Source organism: Gordonia iterans (assembly GCF_002993285.1).
In the GTDB taxonomy this organism is placed as follows: domain Bacteria; phylum Actinomycetota; class Actinomycetes; order Mycobacteriales; family Mycobacteriaceae; genus Gordonia; species Gordonia iterans.
This window is the reverse complement of record NZ_CP027433.1, coordinates 1,569,161-1,592,020: the sequence shown is the minus strand read 5'-3', so window position 1 is coordinate 1,592,020 and position 22,860 is coordinate 1,569,161. Positions and strand designations below refer to the sequence as shown.

The following is a 22,860-nucleotide window of genomic DNA, read 5'->3' as shown; positions in this document are numbered from 1 at the left end:
CCGCATGTGCTCGGTGACGGTGTCTTCGAGCTGGTCGACCATCGCTTCGGCCTCGTCCAGCCGGCCGTGCGTCATCTGCCAGCGCGGGCTCTCCGGGAGTGTGCGCCGGACGAAGATGACGAGGATGCCGATCACCGGGCCGATGAAGAACCCGATGCGCCAGCCCCAGTCCACCGGGAAGTCGGCGGTGTTCAGCAGGAACATGTTGGCGACCGCGCCGAGCGCCGCGCCGCCCCAATAGGTGCCGTTGATGGAGATGTCTGCCCGGCCGGCGCGAAGCTCGGAGCTGACATGGATCACACTGTGACACGCATCACGCTCGGTACGCGGCATTCGGACCACCGTGTCACTAGTTCGCTCAGGAGTGTCCGTCTCCGAACCATCCGGCAGCCACCGCGCCGGGGTCCTCGCCGTTCGCCACCCGGTCGGCCATTGCGGCCAGATCGGCGGTGCTCAGCTCCCCGGCGATCCGCCCGAGCGCCCGGAGTGCCGACTTCCCCAGGGCAGCACTGCGGTAGACCGGAACCAAGTCCTGCGCACGAGGTGCGCCGTCGGACTTGAGCGCCGAGATGCCGTGCACCTCGGCCGCCCCCGCGGTCTCCAGCGCGGGCAGCACTCCGAGCGCCTGTCCCGTGAGCACCCGGTTCAACACCGCCTGCACGTCGTCGACTCGCTCCACCGGTCCCGGCCGGCACACCTCGAAAGCCGACAGCGTCTGCTCCGGAAGGTCGTGGTCGACGACGACCAGCGGCAACCCCGGCGGGAACGCTGCGCAGTCCTGCAGCGTGGCGACGCCGTACCGCTCCCGCAACTCCGACGAGACGACCAGCTGCGGGCGGTTGCTCACCCCCGTCGGGTCCCCGACCGCGACGCCCTGCGGCAGCGCCCGCGCCACCTCCGCCAGCAGCTCCTCCCCGGCCATCGCGGACGGGTGCGCCGACAGCTGGGTAAGCAGATCTCCGGTGAACGCCGGGAACAAGTCCACCTCGCCGGTGGTGATCGATTCCATCAGTTTCGCGTCTGATCCGACGGGCGCACCCGCAGTGGTCGCCGGGGTCCCCGCCCGAGTGAGTCCGGCCGCATAGACCGCGGCCGCGGCCCGCATGGCGGGATCGTCGGACGAACCGATCAGCAGCGGCGGCGGCGCGTCATCGCCACAGGCCGTGAGGCCGAGGACCGTGGTCACGACGATCACGCACGAGATCAGCAGGCGCAGAGGATGACTCATCGGAGACCACCGTAGTCGGTCACGAAGCCCATCACCGAGGTCGCCATCAACTGCACCGCGATCGCCGCCAGCAGCAGGCCGGCGATCTTGGCCAACAGCGTGATGCCGCTGATCTTGAGCACCTTGATCACCGGCTCGGCGAACAGGAGGGCCAGGAAGACCACGAGATGCGCGGTCACGATGCCCGCCCCGATCGCCACATAGGCGCCGGCCTCCCCGTGGGCCTCCCCGACCGCGACGATCACCGCGGCGATCGCCCCCGGCCCGGCCAGCAGCGGAGTCCCCAACGGCACCAGAGCCACGTTCACCTCGTCGTCGGACTCCGGGGCCGTGGACGCCCCGGTCCCGGTCAAGAGCTGCAGCGCCACCAAGAGGAGGAGCAGTCCGCCGGCGCCTTGCAAAGCCGGGATGGACACGTGCAGGTAGCCCAGGATCGCCCGCCCGGCCACGGCGAACACGGCGATCACGAACAGTGACACCAGCGGCGCCTGCCAGGCCGCACGCCTCCGGTACTCCGGCGAGCGCCGCCCGACCAGCGAAAGGAAGATCGGGATCTGACCGGGCGGATCCATGATCACGATCAGCGTGATGGCCGTCGTCGTATAGACGGCGAGGTCGAAGGGCACGGTGGCGAGTCTAGTGTCTGAGACCACGCACCCGGCCCCGTCGAGCCGATACGATCGCGGCGTGCGCTCACCGTCCCCCGGATCCTCCGCCGTCGTCGACTGCGCCGTCTACGTCGACGGCATCCGGCAGCCCGGACACGACGACTACACCGCGGCCTACCGTCACGTCCGCGACACCGGCGAAGGCTTCGTCTGGCTCGGCCTCCTCGCGCCCACCGAAGACCAGATGACCGCGGTCGCCGAGGTCTTCGGCCTCCACCACCTGGTGGTCGAAGACCTGGTGCACGCCCACCAGCGCCCCAAACTCGAACTGTACGACGGCGTCGTCTTCCTGGTCCTGCGCTCCATGCACTACGTCGACAACGACAGCCTGGACCGGGCCAACGACGTCGTCGACGGCGGCGAGATCATGGTGATCTCGAGCAAGGACTTCGTGATCACCGTCCGGCACGGCGATCACACCGCGCTCGCGGGCGTGCGCGCCGCACTCGAAGCACGCCCCACCGCACTCGCGTACGGGCCGGCGGCGGTGGTGCACAACATCGCCGACCACGTGGTGGACACCTACGTCGAGGTGGTCGAGGCGATGCAGTCCGACGTCGACGACCTCGAAGAACGCGTCTTCGCCGTCTCGACCGCAGACCTCGACATCGATGTCGTGTACCTGTTCAAACGCGAGGTGCTGGAACTCCGGCGCGCCGTGGTTCCGCTCTCCGGGCCGCTCGCCTGGCTGTCCGGGCACCAGCACGCACCGCTCGCCCGGCACATCGAACATCACTCCGACCTGATCGGCGGACACCGCGAAGAGGAGATCCGCCGCCACTTCCGCGACGTCGCCGACCACCTGAGCACCGTGATCGACATGGTGAACGAGTACGACGAGCGGCTCAGCTCGCTGCTGCAGGCCGCGGCCACAAAAGTGAACATCCAGCAGAGCACCGACATGCGCAAGATCTCGTCGTGGGCCGCCCTCGCCGCGGTGCCCACCATGATCGCCGGCATCTACGGCATGAACTTCGAGTTCATGCCCGAGCTCGACTGGGACTTCTCCTACCCGGTGATCCTGCTGATCATGGGGTCGGTGTGTTTTCTGCTGTGGCGGACGTTGCACCGGCATAAGTGGTTGTAGCCGTTTGCTCGGTTCGCTTCGTGGGGTCCGCGACGGTGACGACCTCGCTTCGGCAGTCCTCTGCTCGCCCCGAGATCGACCACAACATCCAGATCTTGCGGAGGGCTCAGCGAGGTCGTCACCGTCCCGACTCCCATGCGGACCGAGTACTCACGGCACATCGCCCGAATCGTGACTCGCTCCCGAGCATCGTCGCTGTCCGCGGATCGGCGCGCTCAGCGTGCGGATCCGCGGATAGCCCCGCTCACACCCGGGGCGACGTCGCCGAACCCGATGGGTGAGCCGAGCGACGAAGGAGCTCGTGTCGAAGCCTTGCCCGCGCCGCGGGTGGTGACACGGGGCACTAGGTCGGGGTCACTCCGCCGCGCGTGGGGTCGGTGACGTCCACCGCGGCCTCGGCCCAGGCCTCGCGCAGGGCCGCGGCGCCCTTGAGGCGCACCCACGCGGCCTCGTTGGCCGTGATCGGGACGGCACGCAGAAAGCGCACCGGGTCGCTCGGCGGATCCAGCGGCAGGTCTTCGACACCGGAGTCCGCCGAGAGCAGCAGTGCTGAGCAGACGGCGCCGCCCCACAGCGGCTCCTGCAGATCGATCAGCGAATCCTCGCCCAGGATCAGCCCCTCCACCGCGGGCGCCGCCGCGACCGTCGCCAACGACTTGTGCAGGCCCGCCAACGCCACGGCGGGTGTCAGGCGCACCACCAGTTCCGCGCGCGGCCCGCGCACCGGGTCGGGGGCCGGATCCGACGGATCGTGCATCGGATGCCGCGCACAGCCGACCGTCGCGAACACCACGTCTCCGCCGTCCGCGAACCTCAGCACGTCGATGGGTTCGACGCCGAGGAAAGTCACGCTCGCCTTCTGCGGCGGGGTGCCGATCGCCTCGATCAGGTGCGCGGTGACGATGTCGGGAACTGAGCTCACCCGTCGAGTATCGCCTACCGCGGTCAGCGCAGCGACTGCCCCGTCTCGGTGTCGAAGACGTGCAGCAGCCGTGGCTCCATCGCCAGCTGCAGGGTGCCACCGCGCGGTACCTGCGTATACGGGAGCAGCCGCGCCACCTTCTGGCCGCCGGAGGTCGTGGCGCCCAGATCTTCGGCGAGCTGATTGAGCAGATCCGCGGCCTGTCCCGGAGCGTCCAGGGTGAAGTAGTAGTACTTGTCCGAGCCCATCGACTCGACGATGTCGACCGTGGCCTCGAAGGTCGTCATGATCGACAGCCGGTCCGGCTCCATCTGCGTGGCATCCGCGAGGTGCTCGGGCCGCACGCCCACCAGCACCTCGCCCTTGCAGCCGGCGCGCTGCGCGTTGGCCACGATCTGCGCGTAGTCGGGCAGATCGATGTGGCCGACGGCCGAGTCGATGCCCTGCTGGGTCAAGCGGCCCGGGATGAAGTTCATCGCCGGCGAGCCGATGAAGCCGGCCACGAACAAGTTCACCGGACGGTCGTACAGCTCCTGCGGAGCGCCGACCTGCTGCACCACGCCGCCGCGCATCACCACGACGCGGTCACCGAGCGTCATCGCCTCGGTCTGGTCGTGCGTGACGTACACGGTGGTGACGCCCAGTCGATTCTGCAACTCGGCGATCTCGGTGCGCATCTGCACGCGCAGCTTCGCATCGAGGTTCGAGAGCGGCTCGTCCATCAGGAAGGCCCTGGGATGTCGGACGATCGCTCGTCCCATGGCCACGCGCTGCCGCTGACCGCCCGAGAGATTGGCCGGCTTGCGGTCGAGGTACTCGTCGAGATCCAGGATCCGGGAGGCCTGCGCCACCTTCTCGGCGATCTCCGCCTTCGGCAACTTCTGCAACGTCAGCGGGAAGGCGATGTTCTCGCGCACGGTCATGTGCGGATAGAGCGCATAGCTCTGGAACACCATCGCGATGTCGCGGTCCTTCGGTGCGACGTCGTTCATCACCTGCCCTCCGATGGACAGGGTGCCGCCGGAGATGTCCTCCAGTCCGGCGATCATGTTCAGCGTCGTCGACTTGCCGCAGCCCGACGGGCCCACCAGGATGACGAACTCACCGTCGGCGATGTGCAGGTTCACCCCCTGCACCGCCGTCGAGCCGTCCGGGTACTGCTTGGAGACGTTGTCCAGAACGATGTCGGCCATGGGTTATCCCTTCACCGCGCCGGAGGTCAAACCGGCCACGATACGACGTTGGAAGAAGAGCACGAAGATGATGATCGGAATGGTGATCACCACGGCGGCCGCGGCGATCGACCCGGTGGGTTCCTCGAACTGACTGGCACCGGTGAACTGGCTGATCGCGACCGGGGCCGTGACGGCGCGTTCGGTCGAAGTCAGCGAGAGCGCCAGGAGCAGATCGTTCCAGGCGAAGATGAACACCAGGATCGCGGCGGTCACCACTCCCGGCGCGGCCAGCGGCACGATCACCCGGCGGAATGCCTGCGCCTGCGTCGCGCCGTCCATCATGGCGGCCTTCTCCAGATCCCACGGGATCTCCCGGAAGAACGCCGAGAGGGTGTAGATCGCCAGTGGAAGTGCGAAGGCGGTGTAGGGGATGATCAGGCCGACCCAGGTGTCGAAGATGCCCAGCCGGCGCTCGATGTTGAACAGCGGCGTGACCAGTGAGATCTGCGGGAACATCGCGATCAGCAGCGCGACGCCGACGAGCAGCTTCTTTCCGCGGAACTCCAACCGGGCCACCGCGTACGCGGCCATGGTGCCCAGCACCACCGCGACCAGCGTGGTGAGCAGCCCGACGCCGATCGAGTTGATCAGCGCGGAGGTGAACATGCTGGTCTCGAAGATGGACTTGTAGTTGTCCAGCGTCCACTGCCGGGGAATGAAGTTCCCGTCGGTGACGCTGCCGGGCGGCTTGAACGAGAGGCTGATGATCCACCACAGCGGGATGATCGCGTACAGCACCACCAGCAGGTTGACGACGGACCACCCGACGCGGCGATTGACCGTGCTGCTCATGTCCGGCTACCTCCCCTCGTTGTCGGAGCCGGGCGCGGCGGCGCCGAACAGCTTGATGAAGATGAACGCGATGATCGCCACGCACAGGAAGATCAGGATGCTGATGGCCGAACCGATGCCCAGGTTGAACGCCTTGAACAGGTTGTTGTAGCCGAGCATGGAGACCGAACCGGTGTCGTGGTTGCCCTTGGTCAGGATGTAGATGTTGTCGAAGATCCGGAAGGCGTCGAGCGTGCGGAACAGCAGCGCCACCAGGATCGCCGCCTTCATCATCGGCAGCGTGATCTTGAACAGGCGCGTCCACGGACCGGCTCCGTCGACCTGAGCGGCCTTCAGCAGGTCGTCGGGCACCAGGGCCAGGCCGGCGAGCAGCAGCAGCGCCATGAACGGCGTCGTCTTCCAGACCTCGGCCAAGATGATGATGAACATCGACGACCAGTGATGGGTGAGCGGGTCGTAGCCGTCGGGCAGGAAGAGATTCGCCAGATAGCCCGTGCCCGGCGTCCACGCGTAGTACCAGGAGAACGCCGCGGCGACGGTCACGATGCCGTACGGGATCAGCACCACCGTGCGGATAGTGCCCTTGCCGAAGATCGTCCGGTGCATCACCAGAGCGATCGCCATGCCGAGCACCAGCTCGATGGCCACCGACACCACGGTGATGAACACCGTGACCCACAGTGCGTTCCACCAGTAGCCGTCGGTGAGCACGGTCGCGTAGTTGGAGAACCAGACGAACTCGCTCTCGTCCGGTGCGGTCAACGTGGCCCGGTTCAGCGACAGCCAGAAGGCGTAGATGATCGGGTAACCGGTGACCAGCAACATGACGAGCGCCGCGGGAGCCACCAGCAGGTACGCCAGACGACGTTCCCCCGCCCGCCGCTCGGTCGCCTTCCCCGTGGGCTTGCCGGTCTTCGCCGGCGCGGCCGGGGCCGGATCGAGCAGGTCGGTCGCCGCGCCCGTCGCGGCGGCGCTCACCGGCGGCGCCGGACGACGCTGCTGCGGTTCGAGCACCGGTCCGCCGGCGCCTTCGGAGACGGGTCCGCGTTCGGGAACCGGGGGCACCGGCGGCACTCCGGGGGCACCCGCGGCCGGGGTCGGGCCCGGCCTGCCCAGCTTCTCCGGCGGCACCCACACGTCCGAGTGGACGGGCGGGACCGGTTCGCCCGGGCGATGTTCGTCATCACCGGTGGTCATGGGATGATCCCCTCCCCGTCGATGGCCTTCTGCACTTGTTCAGCCAGTTCGTCGACCTTGGTCTCCGGGTCCCACTGGCCCACCGGACTCAGCGTGGCCGTGACCAGGGTGGACACCGCCTGGTACTGCGGGGTCGCCGGGCGCGGTGCCACGTGCTCCTCGGTCAGCTGGAGCCGGATGTCGTCGCCCATCGGGTACGCGACCTTGAAGTCGGCCTCGTCGTACAGTGATTCGACCGTCGGCGGCAGTGCACCCTCCAGGGCGTACACGCGCTGGGCATCCTTGCTCGTCAGGCACGTGGCCACCTTCGAAGCGAGCTCCGGCTGCTGCGACGTGGACGCGACGGCGATGTTCAGGCCACCCAGCGTCGACTTGGCGGGCTTGTCCTCGGACACGGCCGGATACGGGGCGAAATCGAAGACGGTGCGCACGACCCGGTTGATCGGCACCAGTTCCTCCGCCGTCGGCGGGTTCTCCTCGTCCAGGATCTTGTCGCTGTACGGCGCGAGGATGTCCTTGAGGAAGGGCACGTCGCCGGTGGCGCCGTTCTGGCGCGCCGACTGGAACACGAACGGCCAGTTGACCTGGAACGACGCCTCACCCTTCTCCATCCCGTCGCGGGCGGTGCCCTCGTTCGAGTTGGTGATCGACGGATCCGCGCCCGGGTAAGTGGCGACCTGCTTCAGAATGCGCAGTGCGGTCAGCGTCGCCTCGCGATGCTCGGGAGTGTCGTTGAGGGTCTGCTTGGACGGATCGTCGGGATCGAGGATGTTCCCGCCGGCGCTCTGCAGCACCGAGTTGAACCAGACCATCAGGCCCTCGTACTGGCTGCCCTGCACCATGATCTTGGTCGGGCCGCCCGGGTTCTGGCGGAAGATCTCCTCGGAGTCGGCCACCATCTGGTCCCAGGTCTTGGGTGCGGTCGCCCGAGCACCCAGGTACTGCTTCAGCGCGTCCGGCCGGAACCACAGCAGCTGGGTATTGGTCCAGATCGGCAGCGCGTACAGGCGGGGCGCGTCGTCGTCCGGACGCTTCCACATGGCGGTCTCGACCGGGCCGGCGAGGTTGGTGTCCTGCACCTGCGCGGCGAGCGCCTCCGGCACCGGCACGATCCAGCCCGCGTTGGCGAACTCGGCGGTCCACACCACGTCCATGGCCATCACGTCCAGGCCCTTGTCGTTGCCGGCGAGCCGTCGGGCCAGCTGGAGGCGCTGACCGTCGGCGTCCTTCGGCAGGACCGTGACCTTGGCCTCGTACTCGCCGCCCGACTCCTTGGAGCAGATCGCCGCGCGGGCGGTGATCTCGCCCGCACCGTCCGCGGGCGCATAGATGTTGATGACGCCCTGCGTGTATCCGGCGCTGCACGCCACCAGCGCGGGCGCAAGCACCACGGTGGTCGCTGCCGCGGCCGCGAGCCGGGTTCGCAGACGCCGCCGTCGACGTCGTCCGGAGAATTCCTCTGAGCCCATCGCGCCAAACGCCTCCTGAACCATGGTGGTCACCACCGGCGCGCCTTAACGCAGCCTGTGAATCTCATGCGGGGCTAACGTTAACCTACTGTCCCGGTGACACAGCGCACATTTGCGCTACGCGGAGTGTCACCGCTGGTCAGGAACGCGGACAGCACCCGACCGAAGCCGGGTGCTGCGCGAGAGTCATTGCGCGAGAAGGTGTTACAGCGACAGCTTGGCCAGCATGTCGCGGGCCTGTTCGGCGCTTCCGGGATCGCAGAGGACGTCGTACCGGCCGGCGACCAACTGCATCGTCGAGGCGAAGTCACGCTGGCCGCGCGTCGCCGCGTACGGAATCGCCGCGCTGATGATCCCGAAGACCACACCGGCCACCACGCAGAAGACGATCGGCGCCCAGAAGTCGCCGCCGACGAAGATGCTGATGATCAGGCCCACGAACAGACCGAACCACGCACCCGACGCGATCCCGCCACCGAGCACCTTGCCCCACGTCAGTCGGCCGACGACGCGCTCGACCTGCATCAGGTCCACACCCACGATGGTCAGCTTCTCGACGTGGAACTGGTTGTCGGACAGGTGATCGACGGCCTTCTGCGCCTGTTCGTAGGTCTCGTACGAGCCGACCGGCCACCCGGTGGGTTTGGTCGGCAGGCCCGGAGTCGGGCGGATCGGCTGAGTCATGTCTCCCCCTGTGGGACGGGTTCTCTCGTTTTGACCGTGGGCGGGGCTTCTACCCTTGAGGCATGACGCCCACGCTCAAGGTCTTCGTCGCCAGATTAGTCGGTCTCGTGGTCCTCGGCCCGGACGGCGAGTCGATCGGGCGCGTGCGCGACGTCGTGGTGTCCATGCATCTGCCGGGCCGCCGCCCCCGGGCACTGGGCCTGGCCGTCGAGCTCGCCGCCACCCGCCGCCGCATCTTCGTGCCGATGGGCCGGGTCACCAACATCGACGCCGACGCCGTCACGCTGACCACCGGCCGGATCAACATGCGCAAGCTCCAGGTGCGGCCGAACGAAGCCCTGGCGATCGGCCAGATCCTGGAAAGCCGTGTGCAGACCGACGATCCGGACCACCCGGAGGTGCACGGGATGGACCTGGAGATCGTCGACCTGGAGATCGAACGGGCCCGCGCGCTCGACTTCGTGATCAGCCGCGTCGCGCTGCGGACGATGCGCAAGGGCCTGCGCCGGCGAGGCGAGACCGTGGTCGTGCCCTGGAACAACGTGCGCGGGCTGACCGCCCTGAACCTGAACCGACCCGGGCACGGCGTGGAACTGGCACTGACCCAGTTCGAGGGGATGCGGCCGGCCGACGTCGCCAGCGCGCTGCGCGAACTCCCCGACCAGCGGCGCGAGCAACTGGCCGCCGCCCTCGACAACGAGCGGCTGGCCGACGTGCTGCAGGAGATGTCCACGGTCGAGCAGACCGCGATGCTGGCCTCGCTGAAGCCGTCGCGGGCCGCCGATGTGCTGGAGGCGATGGATCCCGACGACGTCGCCGACCTCCTCGGCGAGCTCCCGCGTGCCGAAGCCGAGGCACTGCTGTCCCGGATGGATCCCGAGGAGTCCGAGCCGGTCCGCCGCCTCCTGCTGCACTCGCCGGACACCGCGGGCGGTGTGATGACGCCCGAACCGATCATCGTCTCGGCCGGCGCGACCGTCGCCGAGGCGCTCGCGCGCATCGCGAACCCGGACATCCCGTCGGCCACCGCGACGATGGTCCTCGTCGTGCGTCCGCCGACCAGCACGCCCACCGGCAAGTTCCTGGGGGCGGTGCACACACAGGCGCTGTTGCGCGAGCCTCCGGCCAACCTGGTGGTCGGCGTGCTCGACGACGACATCCCCCGCCTGACCCCCGACGCCTCCCTGGAGGACATGACGCGCTTCTTCGCGACCTATAACCTGGTGCTCGGGCCGGTGGTGGACGAGAACGGACACCTGCTCGGAGCGGTGGCCGTGGACGATCTGCTCGACGCCGTCCTCCCCCGCGACTGGCGCGAACAGGAACCGGAGATGCAGTTGGGGAACGACGCAGTCGACAGGAGCCCGCGGCGATGACCCCCCGCCGCCTCGACACCCCCAGCGGGGGCCGGCGTCGCTTCGGCAGCGGCATCGATGCCGACGTCGTCGGCATCTACGCCGAACGGGTCGCCCGGTTCCTCGGCACCGGCTCGTATCTGGCCATCCAGACCATCGTCGTGGTGGTCTGGATCTTCCTCAACCTCGGCGTCTTCACCTTCGGTTGGGACCCCTACCCGTTCATCCTGCTGAACCTGGCGTTCTCCACCCAGGCCGCCTACGCCGCGCCGCTGATCCTGCTGGCGCAGAACCGCCAGGAGAACCGGGACAAGGTGTCGCTGGACGAGGATCGTCGTCGTGCCGCGCAGACCAAGTCCGACACCGAGTTCCTGGCCCGTGAGCTCGCCGCCGTCCGCCTGGCCGTCGGCGAGACCGTGACCCGCGACTACCTGCGCCGCGAACTCGACGATCTGCTCGACGACTTGGTCGAGCGGCTCGGCTCCCGTTCCTCGCCCGGCGACGACGGCAAAGCCGCCCCGGAGGCGGATCGCCAGTAGTGTGACCCACGACCTTACCGCAGGGTATGGTAGATCACAGTCTGCGGTCGCAGGGGTCGGCAAGAGTCCTGCGACCGCGCCACGTCATCGACTGGAGTCAGCAGAACCGATGGGGATCAAGTTCTCGCGGCAGGGCACCCGCCGCACCGGGTTCGTCCCGTGGCGCGGCGTCGTCGTCACCACCGGTGTCACGGCCGTCGCCGCAGCCATGCTCACCGGCGCCACCGCCAGTACCGTCGCGCATCCGGGATCCGGGAACGGTGTGACAGTCGTCGATGCGGCTCAGGGCGCCGACCAGTCCGCGATCGCGCAGGCGGTCCCGGCGCAGGCGCCCGCCCTGTACGGATTCGCCCCGCCGGCGGCGACGGCCGCACCCGCGGTCGATCCGCAGTTCCGGATCGCCGCGAACCTGCCCAACGGCCCGCTGGGCATCCCCGGCGTGGTGCTGCAGGCCTACAAGCTGGCAGCCACCCGCGTGGCCGCCGAGAGCCCGCAGTGCAAGCTCCCCTGGTTCCTGCTCGCCGGCATCGGCCGCATCGAGTCCGGTCACGCGGGCGGCGGCAACGTCAACGAATACGGCGACACCAGGACCAAGATCCGCGGGCCGGTGCTCGACGGCTCGCTGGCCGGCAACGAGGTGATCACCGACACCGACGGCGGACGCTGGGACGGCGACCCGCGGCACGACCGCGCGATGGGCCCGATGCAGTTCATCCCGAGCACCTGGAAGGCGTGGGGCAGCGACGCGAACGGCGACGGAAAGGCCGATCCGGACAACATCTTCGATGCCACCTACTCGGCCGGTCGGTACCTGTGCGCCGGGGTCACCGACATCATGGCCGACAGCAACAAGGTCGGCGCGGTGCTCCGCTACAACCGCTCCATGCCGTACGTGAACAACGTCCTCGGCTGGGCCGCCGCCTACGCCACCGGTGTGATCCCGACCAACGGCATCCCGGAGATGAGCCACGCTCCCGCGGAGAACGACAAGGACAAGAAAGACAAGGACAGGAAGAAGGACGACAAGAAGAAGGACGAGAAGGACGACAAGTCCACCTCGCCGAGCTCACCGTCGCCCAAGTCCACCCCGCCCCCGCAGCACTGCCTGGGCGCACTGTGCCTGCCGCCGGGAATCGGCCCGCAGCAGCCGGCTCCGCAACCGAAGGCCACCCCGAAGAAGTCGGCGCCGAACCGCGCGCCGGCCACCAGGACGCCGGCCCGCTAGGCGTCTCGTCGTCGTCGGCGAGCCGCACCGGATCCGCCGGCTCCGCCACGCCTGCTCCGAACCCCCGAAGTCGAGACCACTACCCTGGAAGTCGTGAGCATTGTAGGCACCCCCACCGAGGCCGCCGTCCGTTCGGCGCTGAGCAAGGTGTCCGATCCGGAGATCGGCCGCCCCATCACCGACCTGAACATGGTCAAATCGGTCGCCGTCGCCGACGACGGCACCGTCGACGTCGGGGTCTTCCTCACGACGTCCGGGTGCCCGCTCAAGGGCGAGATCAGCGACCGGGTGGTCGCCGCCGTGTCCGACGTCCCCGGCGTCGGCGAGGTCCGCGTCGAGCTGGACGTGATGAACGACGAGCAGCGCACCGCGCTCCGCAAGATGCTCCGCGGCGACCGCGCCGAACCGGAGATCCCGTTCTCCAAGCCGGGCAACCTGACGCGCGTGTACGCCGTCGCCTCCGGCAAGGGCGGCGTCGGCAAGTCCAGCGTCACGGTGAACCTGGCCGCCGCGCTGGCCGACCGCGGCCTGTCCGTGGGCGTGCTCGACGCCGACATCTACGGCCACAGCGTCCCGCGGATGCTCGGCAGCGACGCCAAGCCGACGCAGGTCGAATCGATGATCATGCCGCCCATCAGCCACGGCGTGAAGTTCATCTCGATCGGCCAGTTCACCGACGGCAACACTCCGGTCACCTGGCGCGGCCCGATGCTCCACCGCGCTTTGCAACAATTCCTGGCCGACGTCTACTGGGGCGATCTCGACGTGCTGCTCCTCGACCTCCCGCCCGGCACCGGGGATGTGGCGATCTCCATCGCCCAACTGATCCCGGGGGCCGAGATCCTGGTGGTGACCACGCCGCAGCAGGCCGCCGCCGAGGTGGCCGAGCGCGCCGGCGCCATCGCTCTGCAGACCCGGCAGAAGATCCTCGGCGTGGTGGAGAACATGTCGTGGCTGGAGCTCCCGGACGGCACCCGCATGGAGCCCTTCGGGTCCGGCGGCGGCGAGAAGGTCGCTGAACGCCTGACCCGCGCGGTGGGCGCGCCCGTCGAGCTGCTCGGCCAGATCCCGCTGGAGCAGCAGCTGCGCGAGGGCGGTGACGCCGGCACCCCCGTGGTCCTGTCTGCTCCGGAGTCGGCGTCGGGTTCGGCGCTCCGCCGCGTCGCCGACAAACTCGCCGTGCGCCGCCGCGGCCTCGCCGGCATGAGCCTGGGCATCGACACCGTCCGGCACTGAGCCGGGTCTCGATACGCTCCTGCCCTTCGACTGCGCGTCGTCGCAGGCTCCGCCGCGCGCTCAGGCAGCGTCGCTACTCGACCACCAACCAGGAGACGACCAGCAATCGGGAGCCTCCCGGCACTGCGCCGAAATCGGTGGTCGAGGCCGAATCGGTGGTCGAGTAGGCGAGGCGCCAGCCGAGCCGTATCGAGACCCGGCACATCGCCACTAGAGCGCCCGCCACACGGCCAGGGGCTACGTGGCGTCCCAGTCGGTCACGTCGTGACGGCGGGGCGCCGTCGCCGGAGGCGCGGCGTGGTCGGCGCCCAGGCGGCTCGGATCGACCTGAGTCGCTCCCCCGCCGGCGTTCGACGCACCGCTGCTCGACGATCCCTGTGTCACGCGGGTCTCGGTGTCGGCCAGACGGGCCGCATCCGGCCCGGCGGTGCCCGGGTGCGGGTTGGCCGCGGCCGGGCCGGACAGGCTCAGCGACTCCCGGACGGTCGACTCCATCTGGTCCAGCGGCGCGGAGTCGCCCTCGAACAAGTGCTTGGTGACCAGCGCCTTCGGCGTCATCTGGCGCAGCTCGTTGAGTTGTTGCAGCGGCTCGCGGAAGGAGTCGAAGTCGGTTCCCATCTGGTCCTGGAGGTCTTTGGACGCTCCGGTCGCGTAGTCGCGGACCTTGCGGATCGACTGCATGGTCCAGCTGATCGCCCCCGGCAGCCGCTCGGGACCGAGGATCACCAGCGCGGCGACGACGAGGACCAGGATCTCGCCCCACCCCAGATTGCTGAACATCGCCGTGCCCTCGCGGTCAGTCCGCGGCCGGGGTGATGGATCCGGTGAACACCCGGCCGTCGCGCCAGTACTTGAACTTCACCTCGCGGCCGACCTGCGACATCCGGACCGCGACGGTCAGCTCGTTGGCGCCCTCGATCGGCTTGCCGTCGAACTCGGTGACGACGTCGTTCAGCTTGAGACCCGCCCGGGCGCCCGGGCTGCCCGGTCCCACGCTCTCGATCTTGGCGCCGAACACCTTGTCGTTGCGGACCGTCGATGCGGACACCCCGATCTGCGGATGGGTCACCTCGCCGTCGGCGATGAGGGCCTTGACAATCGGCTCCACCTCGTCGATCGGGATCGCGAAACCCAGGCCGATCGATCCGCCGCCTGCGGTCTGCGCCGCGGTGTTGACGCCGATCACCCGGCCCTGCGTGTCGACCAGCGGTCCGCCCGAGTTGCCCGGATTGATGGCCGCATCGGTCTGAATCGCGTTGAGCACGGCGTCGGTGTCGCTGGTGGCGTCCGGCCGCAGCGGCACCGGACGGTCCACGGCGCTGACGATGCCGGTCGTGACGGTGCGGTCGAGGCCGAGCGGTGCGCCGAACGCGATGACCGGCTGGCCGATCTCCAGCTGACTGGACTTGCCGAGCGTGGACACCGTGAGGTTCTCCACGCCGTCGACCTTGATCACGGCGAGATCGGTCTTGACGTCGCGACCGGCGATCCGGGCCGGGACCCGCTGGTGGTCGGAGAAGACCACCTCCAGCTTGGCGTTGCGGTCCTGTGCGGCGATCGAGATCACGTGGTTGTTGGTGACGATGTAACCGTCTTTGCTGACGACGAACCCGGACCCGTTGCCGCCGCCGGAAGGGGTGCGGACCTCGATCATCACCACCGAGGGCGCCACGGCCTTCGCGATCGCGGCGATCTCGGTGGATGCCGGCTCGGCGTCGTCGACGTCGAGCTCGACGCTGTGAGAGTTCAGCGGGGGGACGGCTTCGGCGGTGTAGCGCCCGATCAGGCCGCCGGCCACTCCGATCAGCACGGCGACGAGCGCGAGCGTCAGCAGCGCCCACCACTGGACGCGACGACCGAACAACAGGTCGCCGATGCCGAGCTTGGGTCCGGGGGCGAGCGTGGTCGACGACGACGGCTCGCTCAGCGCCGGCGCATCGAGTTGCGCCGGGCTGGCCGGATCGCGCCAGGGGTCGTCGGCCGGCGACTCGTCGTCGCCGCGGCCGAAGGTCGCGTGGGGGTCGCGCTCCAGCGAGGACGCGGCCCCGGCCGGGCGGCCGAAGGCCTCGGCGAGCACCGGGTCGGGTGGGGAGATCTCCGGTTGCGGACGCGGCGAGGGCGCGGTGCTGAACGATCCGTGCACACCGGGCGGGCGGCCGAAGACGGCGGCGGTCTGCGGAGACACCGGTGCGCCGCGGCTCGCCGAGCGCGGGCGGCGCTCGGCGGTCGTCGGGGCGTCGTCGGCGGGCGTGGCGGCGTCATCGGCCGGCGACGACCAGTCGGGGCTGTCGGTCACGGGTCAGCGGCTCCGCCGGTTCAGGTCCCGCAGGTCGTACTCACGGGTCGGGATCTTGCCGAGCTCGCCGATCAGGCCCGACGGTGCGCACACGTCGTCGCACGACCGCAGCAGGGAACGGGCGCTCGCCTGCGCGGCCACCTCGGCGGCGCACTGCCGGCATAGCGCCAGGTGATGTTCTGCGCGGCCGCGTGCGTTGCCGTGCAGCACACCGTCGACGTAGGCGACCACTGCGTCGGCGGCGAGATGGTCAGTCGAGGCGAAAGCACTATCCGCCGGAGACCGGCCTACCGGAAACTCGGGGTTCGGAGCGAACGTCGCACCGGCCGGCGACCAGCGCCGGGGCCTGGAGGATCGATCAGCCACCCGTGTCACCCCTTTCGCTGCCGAGCGGTCTCCGACGCGCACGCGACGGATGCTCTGCCAGCTTATCCGAACCACGCGGGAGGCGGGTCGCGGCACCGGCCCCGGCAGCGGCCGGTCAGGCACGGCTGCCGACGGCCACCGAACGGCTGTCTGTGTGTCCGCGCGCCTCCAGGAAGGCGCGGATACCCGCGCGACCGCGGTGGATGCGGCTGCGGACGGTACCCATCTTCACGCCCATCGTCGCGGCCACCTCCTCGTACGAGAGACCCTCGATGTCGCACAGGACGACGGCCGCGCGGAACTCCGGCGCCAGCGAGTCCAGCGCCTGCTGCAGGTCCGGGTCCAACGATGCCTCGGCGTACGCCTGCTGCGGATCGGGCGTGTCGGAACTGATGCGCTCGTATCCGGTCTCCAGCGTCTCCATCCGGATCTTGTTGCGCCGCCGGACCATGTCCAGGAACAGGTTGGTGGTGATGCGGTGGAGCCAGCCCTCGAAGGTGCCGGGCTTGTAGTCGGTCAGGGACCGGAACACCCGGATGAAGGTCTCTTGGGTGAGGTCTTCGGCATCGTGCTGGTTGCCCGAGAGACGGTAGGCGAGGCGGTAGACGCGGTCGGCGTGCTCGGCGACCAACTCCTCCCACGACGGCATCAGCGTCCGGTCCCCGGTCGCGTCGAACCCTGCGGTGCCCGCGAACGGCGATGTGCCAGCGTCGTACTTCTGAGGTGCCTTCACCGGTCTTTCCGACCCCTTTCGTGGACTGCACGGTGCAACGCCCCCGGCGTCGCGATTGTTCCGCTCGTCGAGTCAAAGCCTGTCGCACCCGCTTGTGGTGTCCCTGTTACCGGCCTGAGTGTTTACTGAGGATGCGAGTTGGGCCACGTCCGGCGTGCCGTGACCGCAGGTCAGCGCTGGTCATGGCACTCTCGTGTGCATGAGTGACACGCCCGCCGAACCCTCGCGCTCCCCCGCCGCAGACCTCGCCGCCTACGCGGACGCCGCGATCATCGAGGACGACGCGCTGCGCGCTGCGCGGGCCCGCGCCGAGGAGTTGGGGGCGGCGACCGTCTCGCCGGCCGCCGGGGCGCTGCTTTCGCTGCTGACCCGCGTCTCACACGCGCAGCACGTCGTGGAGATCGGGACCGGCGCCGGCGTCAGCGGGCTGTGGCTACTGGCCGGGATGTCGCCGTCGGGCATCCTCACCACCATCGACCCGGAGACCGAACACCATCGGGCGGCCCGCCAGGCGTTCGGCGACGCCGGCATCGCGCCGAGCCGCACCCGGCTGATCACCGGCGCCCCGACCGACGTCCTGACCCGGCTCGCCGACGATTCCTACGACGTCGTGTTCGTCGACGGATCCCTGCTCAACTACCCGGTCTTCGTGGCCGAAGCGGTGCGGATTCTGCGTCCCGGCGGGGTGGTGGTCCTGAACAACGCCTCCGCGGACGGCACCATCGCCGACCGCGAGGCCACCGATCCGCGCACGCTCGCCGCCCGCGAAGCCGCCCAGCTGATCGCCGACGACGATCGCCTGCTCCCGGCCGTCATCCCGGTCGGTTCGGGTCTGCTCGCCGCCGCGAAGACCCGGTAGCCCTCGCCGGCGCGTCAGACGTCGGTGGAAAAGCGGATCCCGTTCTCGGGAATCTGTACGCCCGGCCACACCCGGGCGCCGCGCAGCAGCTCGCAGCGGCTCCCGATGTGCGCCTGGTCGCCGATCACGGTGTCGCGCACCAGCGAGCACGCGCCCAGCCGCGCACCGAAGCCCACGATGCTGCGCTCGACCACCGCCCCGGCTTCGATGATGGCGCCGTCGAAGATCACCGCTCCGTCGAGCCGGGCGCCCGGACCGATCTGCGCGTCGGCGCCGACCACGGTCCCGCCGATCAGCACCGCATCGGCCGCCACGTGCGCGCCCTCCTTGATCAGCGCCTCGCCGCGCGATCCGCCCAGCGCGGGCGACGGCGCGATGCCTCGGACCAGGTCGGCCGAGCCCCGCACGAAGTCCTCCGGGGTGCCCATGTCGCGCCAGTACGCACTGTCCACGTGCCCCTGGATGTGCCTGCGCTCGGCGAGCAGGCGCGGGAACACCTCCCGCTCCACCGACACCGGCCGCCCGGTCGGGATCTCGCCGATCACGTCGCGGTTGAACACGTAGGTGCCGGCGTTGATCTGGTTGGTCGGCGGATCTTGTGTCTTCTCCAGGAAGGCCGTGACGCGCCCGGCGGCGTCGGTCGGCACACACCCGAAGGCGCGCGGGTCGCCGACGCGCACCAGGTGCAGCGTCACCTCCGCACCCGAGCTCCGGTGCGTCGCGAGCACCTCGCGGATGTCGGTGCCTCCGAGCACGTCGCCGTTGAACACCAGCACGGTGTCGGCGGTGAGGACGTCGTAGACGTTCCGGATGCCGCCGCCAGTGCCGAGCGGCTCGGATTCGGTGACGTAGGTGAGCTTCACTCCCAGGTCGGCGCCGTCGCCGTAGTACTGCTCGAAGGTCTCCGCCTTGAACGACGTGCCGAGCACGATGGCGGTCACGCCGGCGTCGCGGATCCGGGAGATCAGGTGCGTCAGGAACGGCAGCCCCGCCGTCGGGAGCATCGGCTTGGGCGCCGACAGCGTCAGCGGTCGCAGACGGGTTCCCTTGCCGCCCACCAGGATCAGGGCTTGCACATCGGGAGCCTCGGGCGTTTCGGAAGCCACGGGGGTCACCTCTCGTCGTTCGGGTTCGGCTGCGCCTTGCGCTGGGCGCGCAGGGCGGCGGCGACGTTGATCTTGGAGCGCACGGTCAGTCCGGCCTTCAGTCCCCAGCGCACCGGCGCCCACGCCGGACCGGGATGGCGGTCGGCGAGGAATCGGTAGGCGCTCTCGTGGTGGGCCGGGATCATCTTCTCCGGGTGTCTGGCGACCGAGTGGCTCTTGGCGTGCATCGCCGCGGCCGTCGGCACGTAGACGTTCAGCCAGCCCGCCCGGGCCAGTCGGTCGCCGAGGTCGACGTCTTCCATGAACATGAAGTAGCGGGTGTCGAAGCCGTCGACGCTCTCGAACGCGGCACGCCGGACCAGCAGGCACGAGCCGGACAGCCAGCCCACGGGCCGCTCCGTCAGCTCCGCGCCGTCGTTGCGGTAGGCCGCGGTCCACGGATTGTTCTTCCACACCGCGCCGAGGAGGGCGTGCCCGGTGCCGTGCTTGAGGTCCGGCACGCGCCGCGCCGACGGATACACCGCGCCGTCCGGCTCGGTGATCAGCGGCCCGAGGGCGCCGGCGCGCGGCCAGCGCTGCGCGGCGGCCAGCAGTTCGTCGATGCAGCCGGGCGACCACTCGATGTCCGGGTTGGCGATCACGATGTACTCGATCGACGGGTCCACCTCGGCGATGCCGCGGTTCATCCCGCCCCCGTAGCCGAGATTGCCACCGGTGTTCACCAGAGTCACGGTGTCGTGTTCGGCGGCCGCGCGCTCGGGCGCGCCGTCGTCGCTGCCGTTGTCGGCGATCACCACCTGCACGTCGCGGGTGGTCGCCGCGGGCAGCGTCCGCAGGAAGTTGTGGAGGTAGTCCCCGGACGAATACGTCACGGTCACCACCGCGACCGCGTCGTTGCGCTCGGAAGTCACTCGGACAGCCTAGGCCATCACGCTGCGAAAACCTCGCCGGTGCGGTCCGGATCGACGCAGACGAGACTCAGGACACGATTTCGGCGTCCAGCGCGTCGGTCAGCGCCGCGCGCCAGTCGCGGAGCGGAGTGAGTCCGGCCTCGACCCACGACCGGCCCGAGAGCACCGAGTACGCCGGCCGCGGCGCCGGCCGCGGAAACTCCGCGGTGCTGCACGGCCGGACCCGCTCCGGGTCGGCGCCGATGCCGGCGAACACGGCCTGCGCCAGCTGGAACCAGGTGGCGCGGCCGGCACCGGCCGCATGCAGCACGCGTCCGGCCGTCGGGTCGCCGGGAGCGCCCACCGCGCAGATCAGGTCCCAGAGCCCGGCAGCCAGATCCAGCGCGTACGTCGGTGAGCCCCACTGATCGTCGACGACGGAGATCTCCGACTCACCGGCCGCCAGCCTCCGCATGGTCCCGACGAAGTCCCGCGACTCCGGTCCGCCGATGTACACCCACGCGGTGCGGACCACTGTGGTCTGCGGGTCCGCGGCCCGCGCGGCCCGCTCGCCGGCGAGTTTGCTGGCCCCGTAGACCGAGGTCGGCTGGGTCGCCTGGTCGAGGTCGCCGGGCTCCAGCGGTTCGGCGCGGCGCGCGCCGACCGCGAAGACGTAGTCGGTGGAGATCTGGATCAGTCGGGCACCCGCCGCCGCCGTGCACTCGGCGAGCCGGGCCGGTCCGGCGGCGTTCAGCGCGTAGGCGCCCTTCCAATCGGCCTCGGCGTCGTCGACGGCGGTGTACGCCGCGGCGTTGACCACCACGTCGCCGCGCCGAAGGCCGGCGAGCGCGGCGTCCACCGAGGCCTGGTCGGTCAGGTCGACCTCCGCCGAGCCGTACGGCGCCAGCCGTGTCCCGGCCGGGGCGAGCGCACGCAACGCCCTGCCCACCTGCCCGGTGGCGCCGACGAGGTGCACTGTGCGCTGCGACATGCGTCCCATCGTGCCGCAAGGGCAGTGCGGCCGGCGACGCGCGGCGCGCCCGGCCGTCGGACATCACATGCGGTCATCGGCGTTGCGCACCCGGCGACCGTCCGCCGGGCCAGTACGGTGGAAGCAACAGTTGTCACATCCGCCCCACCGGGCGGCGGGGTGATCGAGCCGAGAGGACCGCGCGAGGGTGGAGCCACGTCGAGAGCGCCGTGACCGGCCGGCTGGATCCCGGGGCGAGCCCGGGTCCGGCGGATCGTCGCGCCGTCCGCGCCGGACCCCGCCCGAGGACGGACAGCCGCGGGCGGACGCGGCCGGGCGGCCGGCACCGAAACGGCAACCGCGGCCCCGGACGCAGCGCAGCACCCCGGTCTCGACCCGCGAACGCACGGGGCGGCGCACCAGTTCGGCCGAGATTCACACCCGGCCCAAGGCCCGCGCCGCCGACGCTCCCCCAGCGCGCGGGCGTACCGCGCGCCACCGCAACGGCAGCCCCAAAGACCTGCTCCCGATCGGGCGCGGTCTCGCGGCACTGCTCGCCGTGGTGGTGCTGGTGACCACCGGCTACGGCTGGAACAAGGTCTCCAGCCTCAACTCGAGCGTCACCCTGCTCGGCGACCTCGGCCTCGGCGGCGGGGCCGACGGCGCCGTCGACATCCTGCTGGTCGGCACCGACTCCCGGCTGGACGCCAAGGGCAATCCGCTCACCGAGGAAGAGCTCAAGTGGCTGCGGGTCGGCGACGAGGTCACCACGTCCACCGACACCATCCTGCTGATCCGTATCCCGAACGACGGCTCGGCCGCCACCGCGATCTCCATCCCGCGCGACTCATACGTGGAGGTGCCCGGCATCGGCAAGAGCAAGATCAACGCCGCCTACGGCTCGACGCGCGAGGGCGTGCGCCGTTCACAGGTCGAGGCCGGTGTCGACGAGAAGACGGCCGAGACCGAGGGCATCAAGGCCGGCCGGAAGGCGCTGATCGAGTCGGTCGCGAACCTCACCGGGGTGACCGTCGACCATTACGCCGAGGTCGGACTGCTGGGATTCGCCCTGCTCACCGACGCGGTCGGCGGCGTCGACGTCTGTTTGAAGCGGAGCGTGCGCGAACCGCTCTCGGGCGCCCGGTTCCGCAAGGGCCGCCAGACGCTCGACGGCGGGCAGGCGCTGAGCTTTGTGCGGCAACGCCACGGTCTCCCCCGCGGGGACCTCGATCGCATCACCCGCCAGCAGGTCTACATGGCGTCGCTGGCGCAGAAGATCCTCTCGACGCAGACCCTCACCAACCCCGGCAAGCTCAACGAGCTGGAGAACGCCGTGTCCCGGTCGGTGGTGATCGACGACGGATGGAACGTGCTGACCCTCGCCGAACAGCTCAAAGATCTGTCCGGCGGCGACGTCAAGTTCACCACCATCCCGGTGGTCACCGACCACGGGTGGAGCGACGACGGCATGCAGAGCGTCGTCGAGGTGGATCCGGAGCAGGTCAAGACTTTCGTCGACCGGCAGCTCGGCACCAACGCGACCGATTCGGCGGGCGGCCGCGGCGCGGTGACGGTGGACGTGGTGAACGCCGGCACCGTCACGGGCCTGGCCGCGAACGTGTCCGGCCTGCTCACCGCCAAGGGCTATCAGGAGGGCGAGACGACCAGCCGGCCGATCAACGAGTTCGACTCGATCGTCTTCGCCAAGTCCAGAGACAGCGAGGCCGCCAAGCAACTGGTGCGCGACCTCGGCGGCGACATCGAGATCCGGGAGGATCCGTCGCTGCCCGACGACAAGCTCCGGGCGGTGCTGACCAACACCTACACCGGTCTCGGCGCGATCTGGAACACCGGCCCGCAGGGCGACAACACCCAGGACGCGACCTCGCCGCAGGCAAGGAAGAACGACGTCAAGAACACTCCCGCGATCAAGGCCGACACCGACGGCCCCGTCTGCGTCAACTGACTCGATATAGTGGGAATCGCGGTCGGAACCGTCCCGG

General features: G+C 69.8%; 22 protein-coding genes and 1 pseudogene. 7 read left to right on the top strand and 16 right to left on the bottom strand.

The window, feature by feature from the left end; translation table 11 throughout:
- Positions 1-15 precede the first annotated feature (15 nt).
- The 3 genes and pseudogenes from C6V83_RS19070 to C6V83_RS07425 all read right to left on the bottom strand — a co-directional run.
- A pseudogene (locus C6V83_RS19070) lies at positions 16-333 on the bottom strand (MFS transporter); the annotation flags it as partial.
- 25 nt (positions 334-358) lie between these two features.
- Positions 359-1,228, bottom strand: coding sequence for a glycine betaine ABC transporter substrate-binding protein (locus C6V83_RS07430; RefSeq protein WP_105941866.1), 870 nt, complete (start codon positions 1,226-1,228; stop codon positions 359-361).
- A complete protein-coding gene (locus tag C6V83_RS07425) occupies positions 1,225-1,854 on the bottom strand; it encodes a MarC family protein (protein ID WP_105941865.1) in 630 nt (209 codons plus the stop codon). The genes C6V83_RS07430 and C6V83_RS07425 overlap by 4 nt, the downstream gene beginning before the upstream one ends.
- A 61-nt stretch (positions 1,855-1,915) precedes the next feature.
- Between C6V83_RS07425 and C6V83_RS07420 the strand changes: the two genes are divergently transcribed.
- Positions 1,916-2,983: a magnesium and cobalt transport protein CorA gene (locus tag C6V83_RS07420; protein ID WP_105941864.1), complete on the top strand. Its 1,068-nt coding sequence runs from the start codon at positions 1,916-1,918 to the stop codon at positions 2,981-2,983.
- Between the two features lie 343 nt (positions 2,984-3,326).
- Here C6V83_RS07420 and C6V83_RS07415 read toward each other — a convergent pair whose 3' ends face one another.
- The 6 genes from C6V83_RS07415 to C6V83_RS07390 all read right to left on the bottom strand — a co-directional run bounded on the left by C6V83_RS07415 (position 3,327) and on the right by C6V83_RS07390 (position 9,282).
- Complete coding sequence (locus C6V83_RS07415) at positions 3,327-3,905, bottom strand: suppressor of fused domain protein (RefSeq protein WP_105941863.1); 579 nt, start codon at positions 3,903-3,905, stop codon at positions 3,327-3,329.
- Positions 3,906-3,928: 23 nt separating this feature from the next.
- Positions 3,929-5,098, bottom strand: coding sequence for an ABC transporter ATP-binding protein (locus tag C6V83_RS07410; RefSeq protein ID WP_105941862.1), 1,170 nt, complete (start codon positions 5,096-5,098; stop codon positions 3,929-3,931).
- Between the two features lie 3 nt (positions 5,099-5,101).
- Positions 5,102-5,932, bottom strand: a complete 831-nt coding sequence (locus C6V83_RS07405; protein WP_105941861.1) for a carbohydrate ABC transporter permease — start codon at positions 5,930-5,932, stop codon at positions 5,102-5,104.
- Positions 5,933-5,938: 6 nt separating this feature from the next.
- Positions 5,939-7,129, bottom strand: coding sequence for a carbohydrate ABC transporter permease (locus tag C6V83_RS07400; RefSeq protein ID WP_105941860.1), 1,191 nt, complete (start codon positions 7,127-7,129; stop codon positions 5,939-5,941).
- Positions 7,126-8,598, bottom strand: a complete 1,473-nt coding sequence (locus C6V83_RS07395) for an extracellular solute-binding protein (protein WP_105941859.1) — start codon at positions 8,596-8,598, stop codon at positions 7,126-7,128. Before C6V83_RS07395 ends, C6V83_RS07400 begins: the two co-directional genes overlap by 4 nt.
- Positions 8,599-8,802: 204 nt before the next feature.
- Positions 8,803-9,282 carry a general stress protein gene (locus tag C6V83_RS07390; protein WP_105941858.1) on the bottom strand — a complete coding sequence of 160 codons (480 nt, stop codon included), beginning with the start codon at positions 9,280-9,282 and terminating at the stop codon, positions 8,803-8,805.
- 62 nt (positions 9,283-9,344) lie between these two features.
- Here C6V83_RS07390 and C6V83_RS07385 point away from each other — a divergent pair, with 62 nt between their 5' ends.
- From C6V83_RS07385 to C6V83_RS07370, 4 genes are all read left to right on the top strand, one after another.
- Entirely contained in the window at positions 9,345-10,658 is a 1,314-nt protein-coding gene (locus C6V83_RS07385) for a magnesium transporter MgtE N-terminal domain-containing protein (RefSeq protein WP_105941857.1), read from the top strand.
- Positions 10,655-11,176: a DUF1003 domain-containing protein gene (locus C6V83_RS07380; protein ID WP_105941856.1), complete on the top strand. Its 522-nt coding sequence runs from the start codon at positions 10,655-10,657 to the stop codon at positions 11,174-11,176. The genes C6V83_RS07385 and C6V83_RS07380 overlap by 4 nt, the downstream gene beginning before the upstream one ends.
- A 109-nt stretch (positions 11,177-11,285) precedes the next feature.
- A complete protein-coding gene (locus C6V83_RS07375) occupies positions 11,286-12,401 on the top strand; it encodes a lytic transglycosylase domain-containing protein (protein WP_105941855.1) in 1,116 nt (371 codons plus the stop codon).
- Between the two features lie 93 nt (positions 12,402-12,494).
- A complete protein-coding gene (locus C6V83_RS07370) occupies positions 12,495-13,637 on the top strand; it encodes an Mrp/NBP35 family ATP-binding protein (RefSeq protein ID WP_105941854.1) in 1,143 nt (380 codons plus the stop codon).
- 237 nt (positions 13,638-13,874) lie between these two features.
- On the opposite strand, the gene tatB is transcribed toward C6V83_RS07370, so the two are convergent.
- The 4 genes from tatB to sigE form a co-directional block, all read right to left on the bottom strand.
- The gene (gene tatB, locus C6V83_RS07365; protein ID WP_105941853.1) at positions 13,875-14,417 is read right to left on the bottom strand and encodes a Sec-independent protein translocase protein TatB; all 543 of its coding nucleotides are present in this window, start codon (positions 14,415-14,417) and stop codon (positions 13,875-13,877) included.
- A gap of 16 nt (positions 14,418-14,433) precedes the next feature.
- Positions 14,434-15,933 (bottom strand): S1C family serine protease, encoded by a 1,500-nt coding sequence (locus C6V83_RS07360; protein ID WP_105941852.1) that lies wholly within the window; start codon positions 15,931-15,933, stop codon positions 14,434-14,436.
- Between the two features lie 3 nt (positions 15,934-15,936).
- On the bottom strand, positions 15,937-16,299 hold the full coding sequence (locus tag C6V83_RS07355; RefSeq protein WP_234353913.1) for a hypothetical protein: 363 nt from the start codon (positions 16,297-16,299) through the stop codon (positions 15,937-15,939).
- 115 nt (positions 16,300-16,414) lie between these two features.
- A complete protein-coding gene (gene sigE / locus C6V83_RS07350; RefSeq protein ID WP_105941850.1) occupies positions 16,415-17,032 on the bottom strand; it encodes an RNA polymerase sigma factor SigE in 618 nt (205 codons plus the stop codon).
- Between the two features lie 199 nt (positions 17,033-17,231).
- On the opposite strand from sigE, the gene C6V83_RS07345 reads away from it, so the two are divergent.
- Positions 17,232-17,891, top strand: coding sequence for an O-methyltransferase (locus C6V83_RS07345; RefSeq protein WP_105941849.1), 660 nt, complete (start codon positions 17,232-17,234; stop codon positions 17,889-17,891).
- 14 nt (positions 17,892-17,905) lie between these two features.
- On the opposite strand, the gene manB is transcribed toward C6V83_RS07345, so the two are convergent.
- The 3 genes from manB to rfbD all read right to left on the bottom strand — a co-directional run bounded on the left by manB (position 17,906) and on the right by rfbD (position 20,878).
- Positions 17,906-18,997, bottom strand: a complete 1,092-nt coding sequence (gene manB / locus C6V83_RS07340) for a mannose-1-phosphate guanylyltransferase (RefSeq protein ID WP_234353912.1) — start codon at positions 18,995-18,997, stop codon at positions 17,906-17,908.
- 5 nt (positions 18,998-19,002) lie between these two features.
- Positions 19,003-19,908, bottom strand: coding sequence for a glycosyltransferase family 2 protein (locus C6V83_RS07335; protein WP_199832600.1), 906 nt, complete (start codon positions 19,906-19,908; stop codon positions 19,003-19,005).
- A gap of 67 nt (positions 19,909-19,975) precedes the next feature.
- Positions 19,976-20,878: a dTDP-4-dehydrorhamnose reductase gene (gene rfbD, locus C6V83_RS07330; protein WP_105941847.1), complete on the bottom strand. Its 903-nt coding sequence runs from the start codon at positions 20,876-20,878 to the stop codon at positions 19,976-19,978.
- Between the two features lie 187 nt (positions 20,879-21,065).
- On the opposite strand from rfbD, the gene C6V83_RS07325 reads away from it, so the two are divergent.
- Positions 21,066-22,823 carry an LCP family protein gene (locus C6V83_RS07325; protein WP_105941846.1) on the top strand — a complete coding sequence of 586 codons (1,758 nt, stop codon included), beginning with the start codon at positions 21,066-21,068 and terminating at the stop codon, positions 22,821-22,823.
- Positions 22,824-22,860 lie beyond the last annotated feature (37 nt).

Bases quoted from the DNA above. Each gene is read 5' to 3' on its own strand.
- C6V83_RS07430 (WP_105941866.1), bottom strand. From the start codon at position 1,228: ATGAGTCATCCTCTGCGCCTGCTGATCTCGTGCGTGATCGTCGTGACC.
- C6V83_RS07410 (WP_105941862.1), bottom strand. From the start codon at position 5,098: ATGGCCGACATCGTTCTGGACAACGTCTCCAAGCAGTACCCGGACGGC.
- C6V83_RS07405 (WP_105941861.1), bottom strand. From the start codon at position 5,932: ATGAGCAGCACGGTCAATCGCCGCGTCGGGTGGTCCGTCGTCAACCTG.
- C6V83_RS07400 (WP_105941860.1), bottom strand. From the start codon at position 7,129: ATGACCACCGGTGATGACGAACATCGCCCGGGCGAACCGGTCCCGCCC.
- C6V83_RS07395 (WP_105941859.1), bottom strand. From the start codon at position 8,598: ATGGGCTCAGAGGAATTCTCCGGACGACGTCGACGGCGGCGTCTGCGA.
- C6V83_RS07390 (WP_105941858.1), bottom strand. From the start codon at position 9,282: ATGACTCAGCCGATCCGCCCGACTCCGGGCCTGCCGACCAAACCCACC.
- C6V83_RS07385 (WP_105941857.1), top strand. From the start codon at position 9,345: ATGACGCCCACGCTCAAGGTCTTCGTCGCCAGATTAGTCGGTCTCGTG.
- C6V83_RS07380 (WP_105941856.1), top strand. From the start codon at position 10,655: ATGACCCCCCGCCGCCTCGACACCCCCAGCGGGGGCCGGCGTCGCTTC.
- C6V83_RS07375 (WP_105941855.1), top strand. From the start codon at position 11,286: ATGGGGATCAAGTTCTCGCGGCAGGGCACCCGCCGCACCGGGTTCGTC.
- tatB (WP_105941853.1), bottom strand. From the start codon at position 14,417: ATGTTCAGCAATCTGGGGTGGGGCGAGATCCTGGTCCTCGTCGTCGCC.
- C6V83_RS07345 (WP_105941849.1), top strand. From the start codon at position 17,232: ATGAGTGACACGCCCGCCGAACCCTCGCGCTCCCCCGCCGCAGACCTC.
- rfbD (WP_105941847.1), bottom strand. From the start codon at position 20,878: ATGTCGCAGCGCACAGTGCACCTCGTCGGCGCCACCGGGCAGGTGGGC.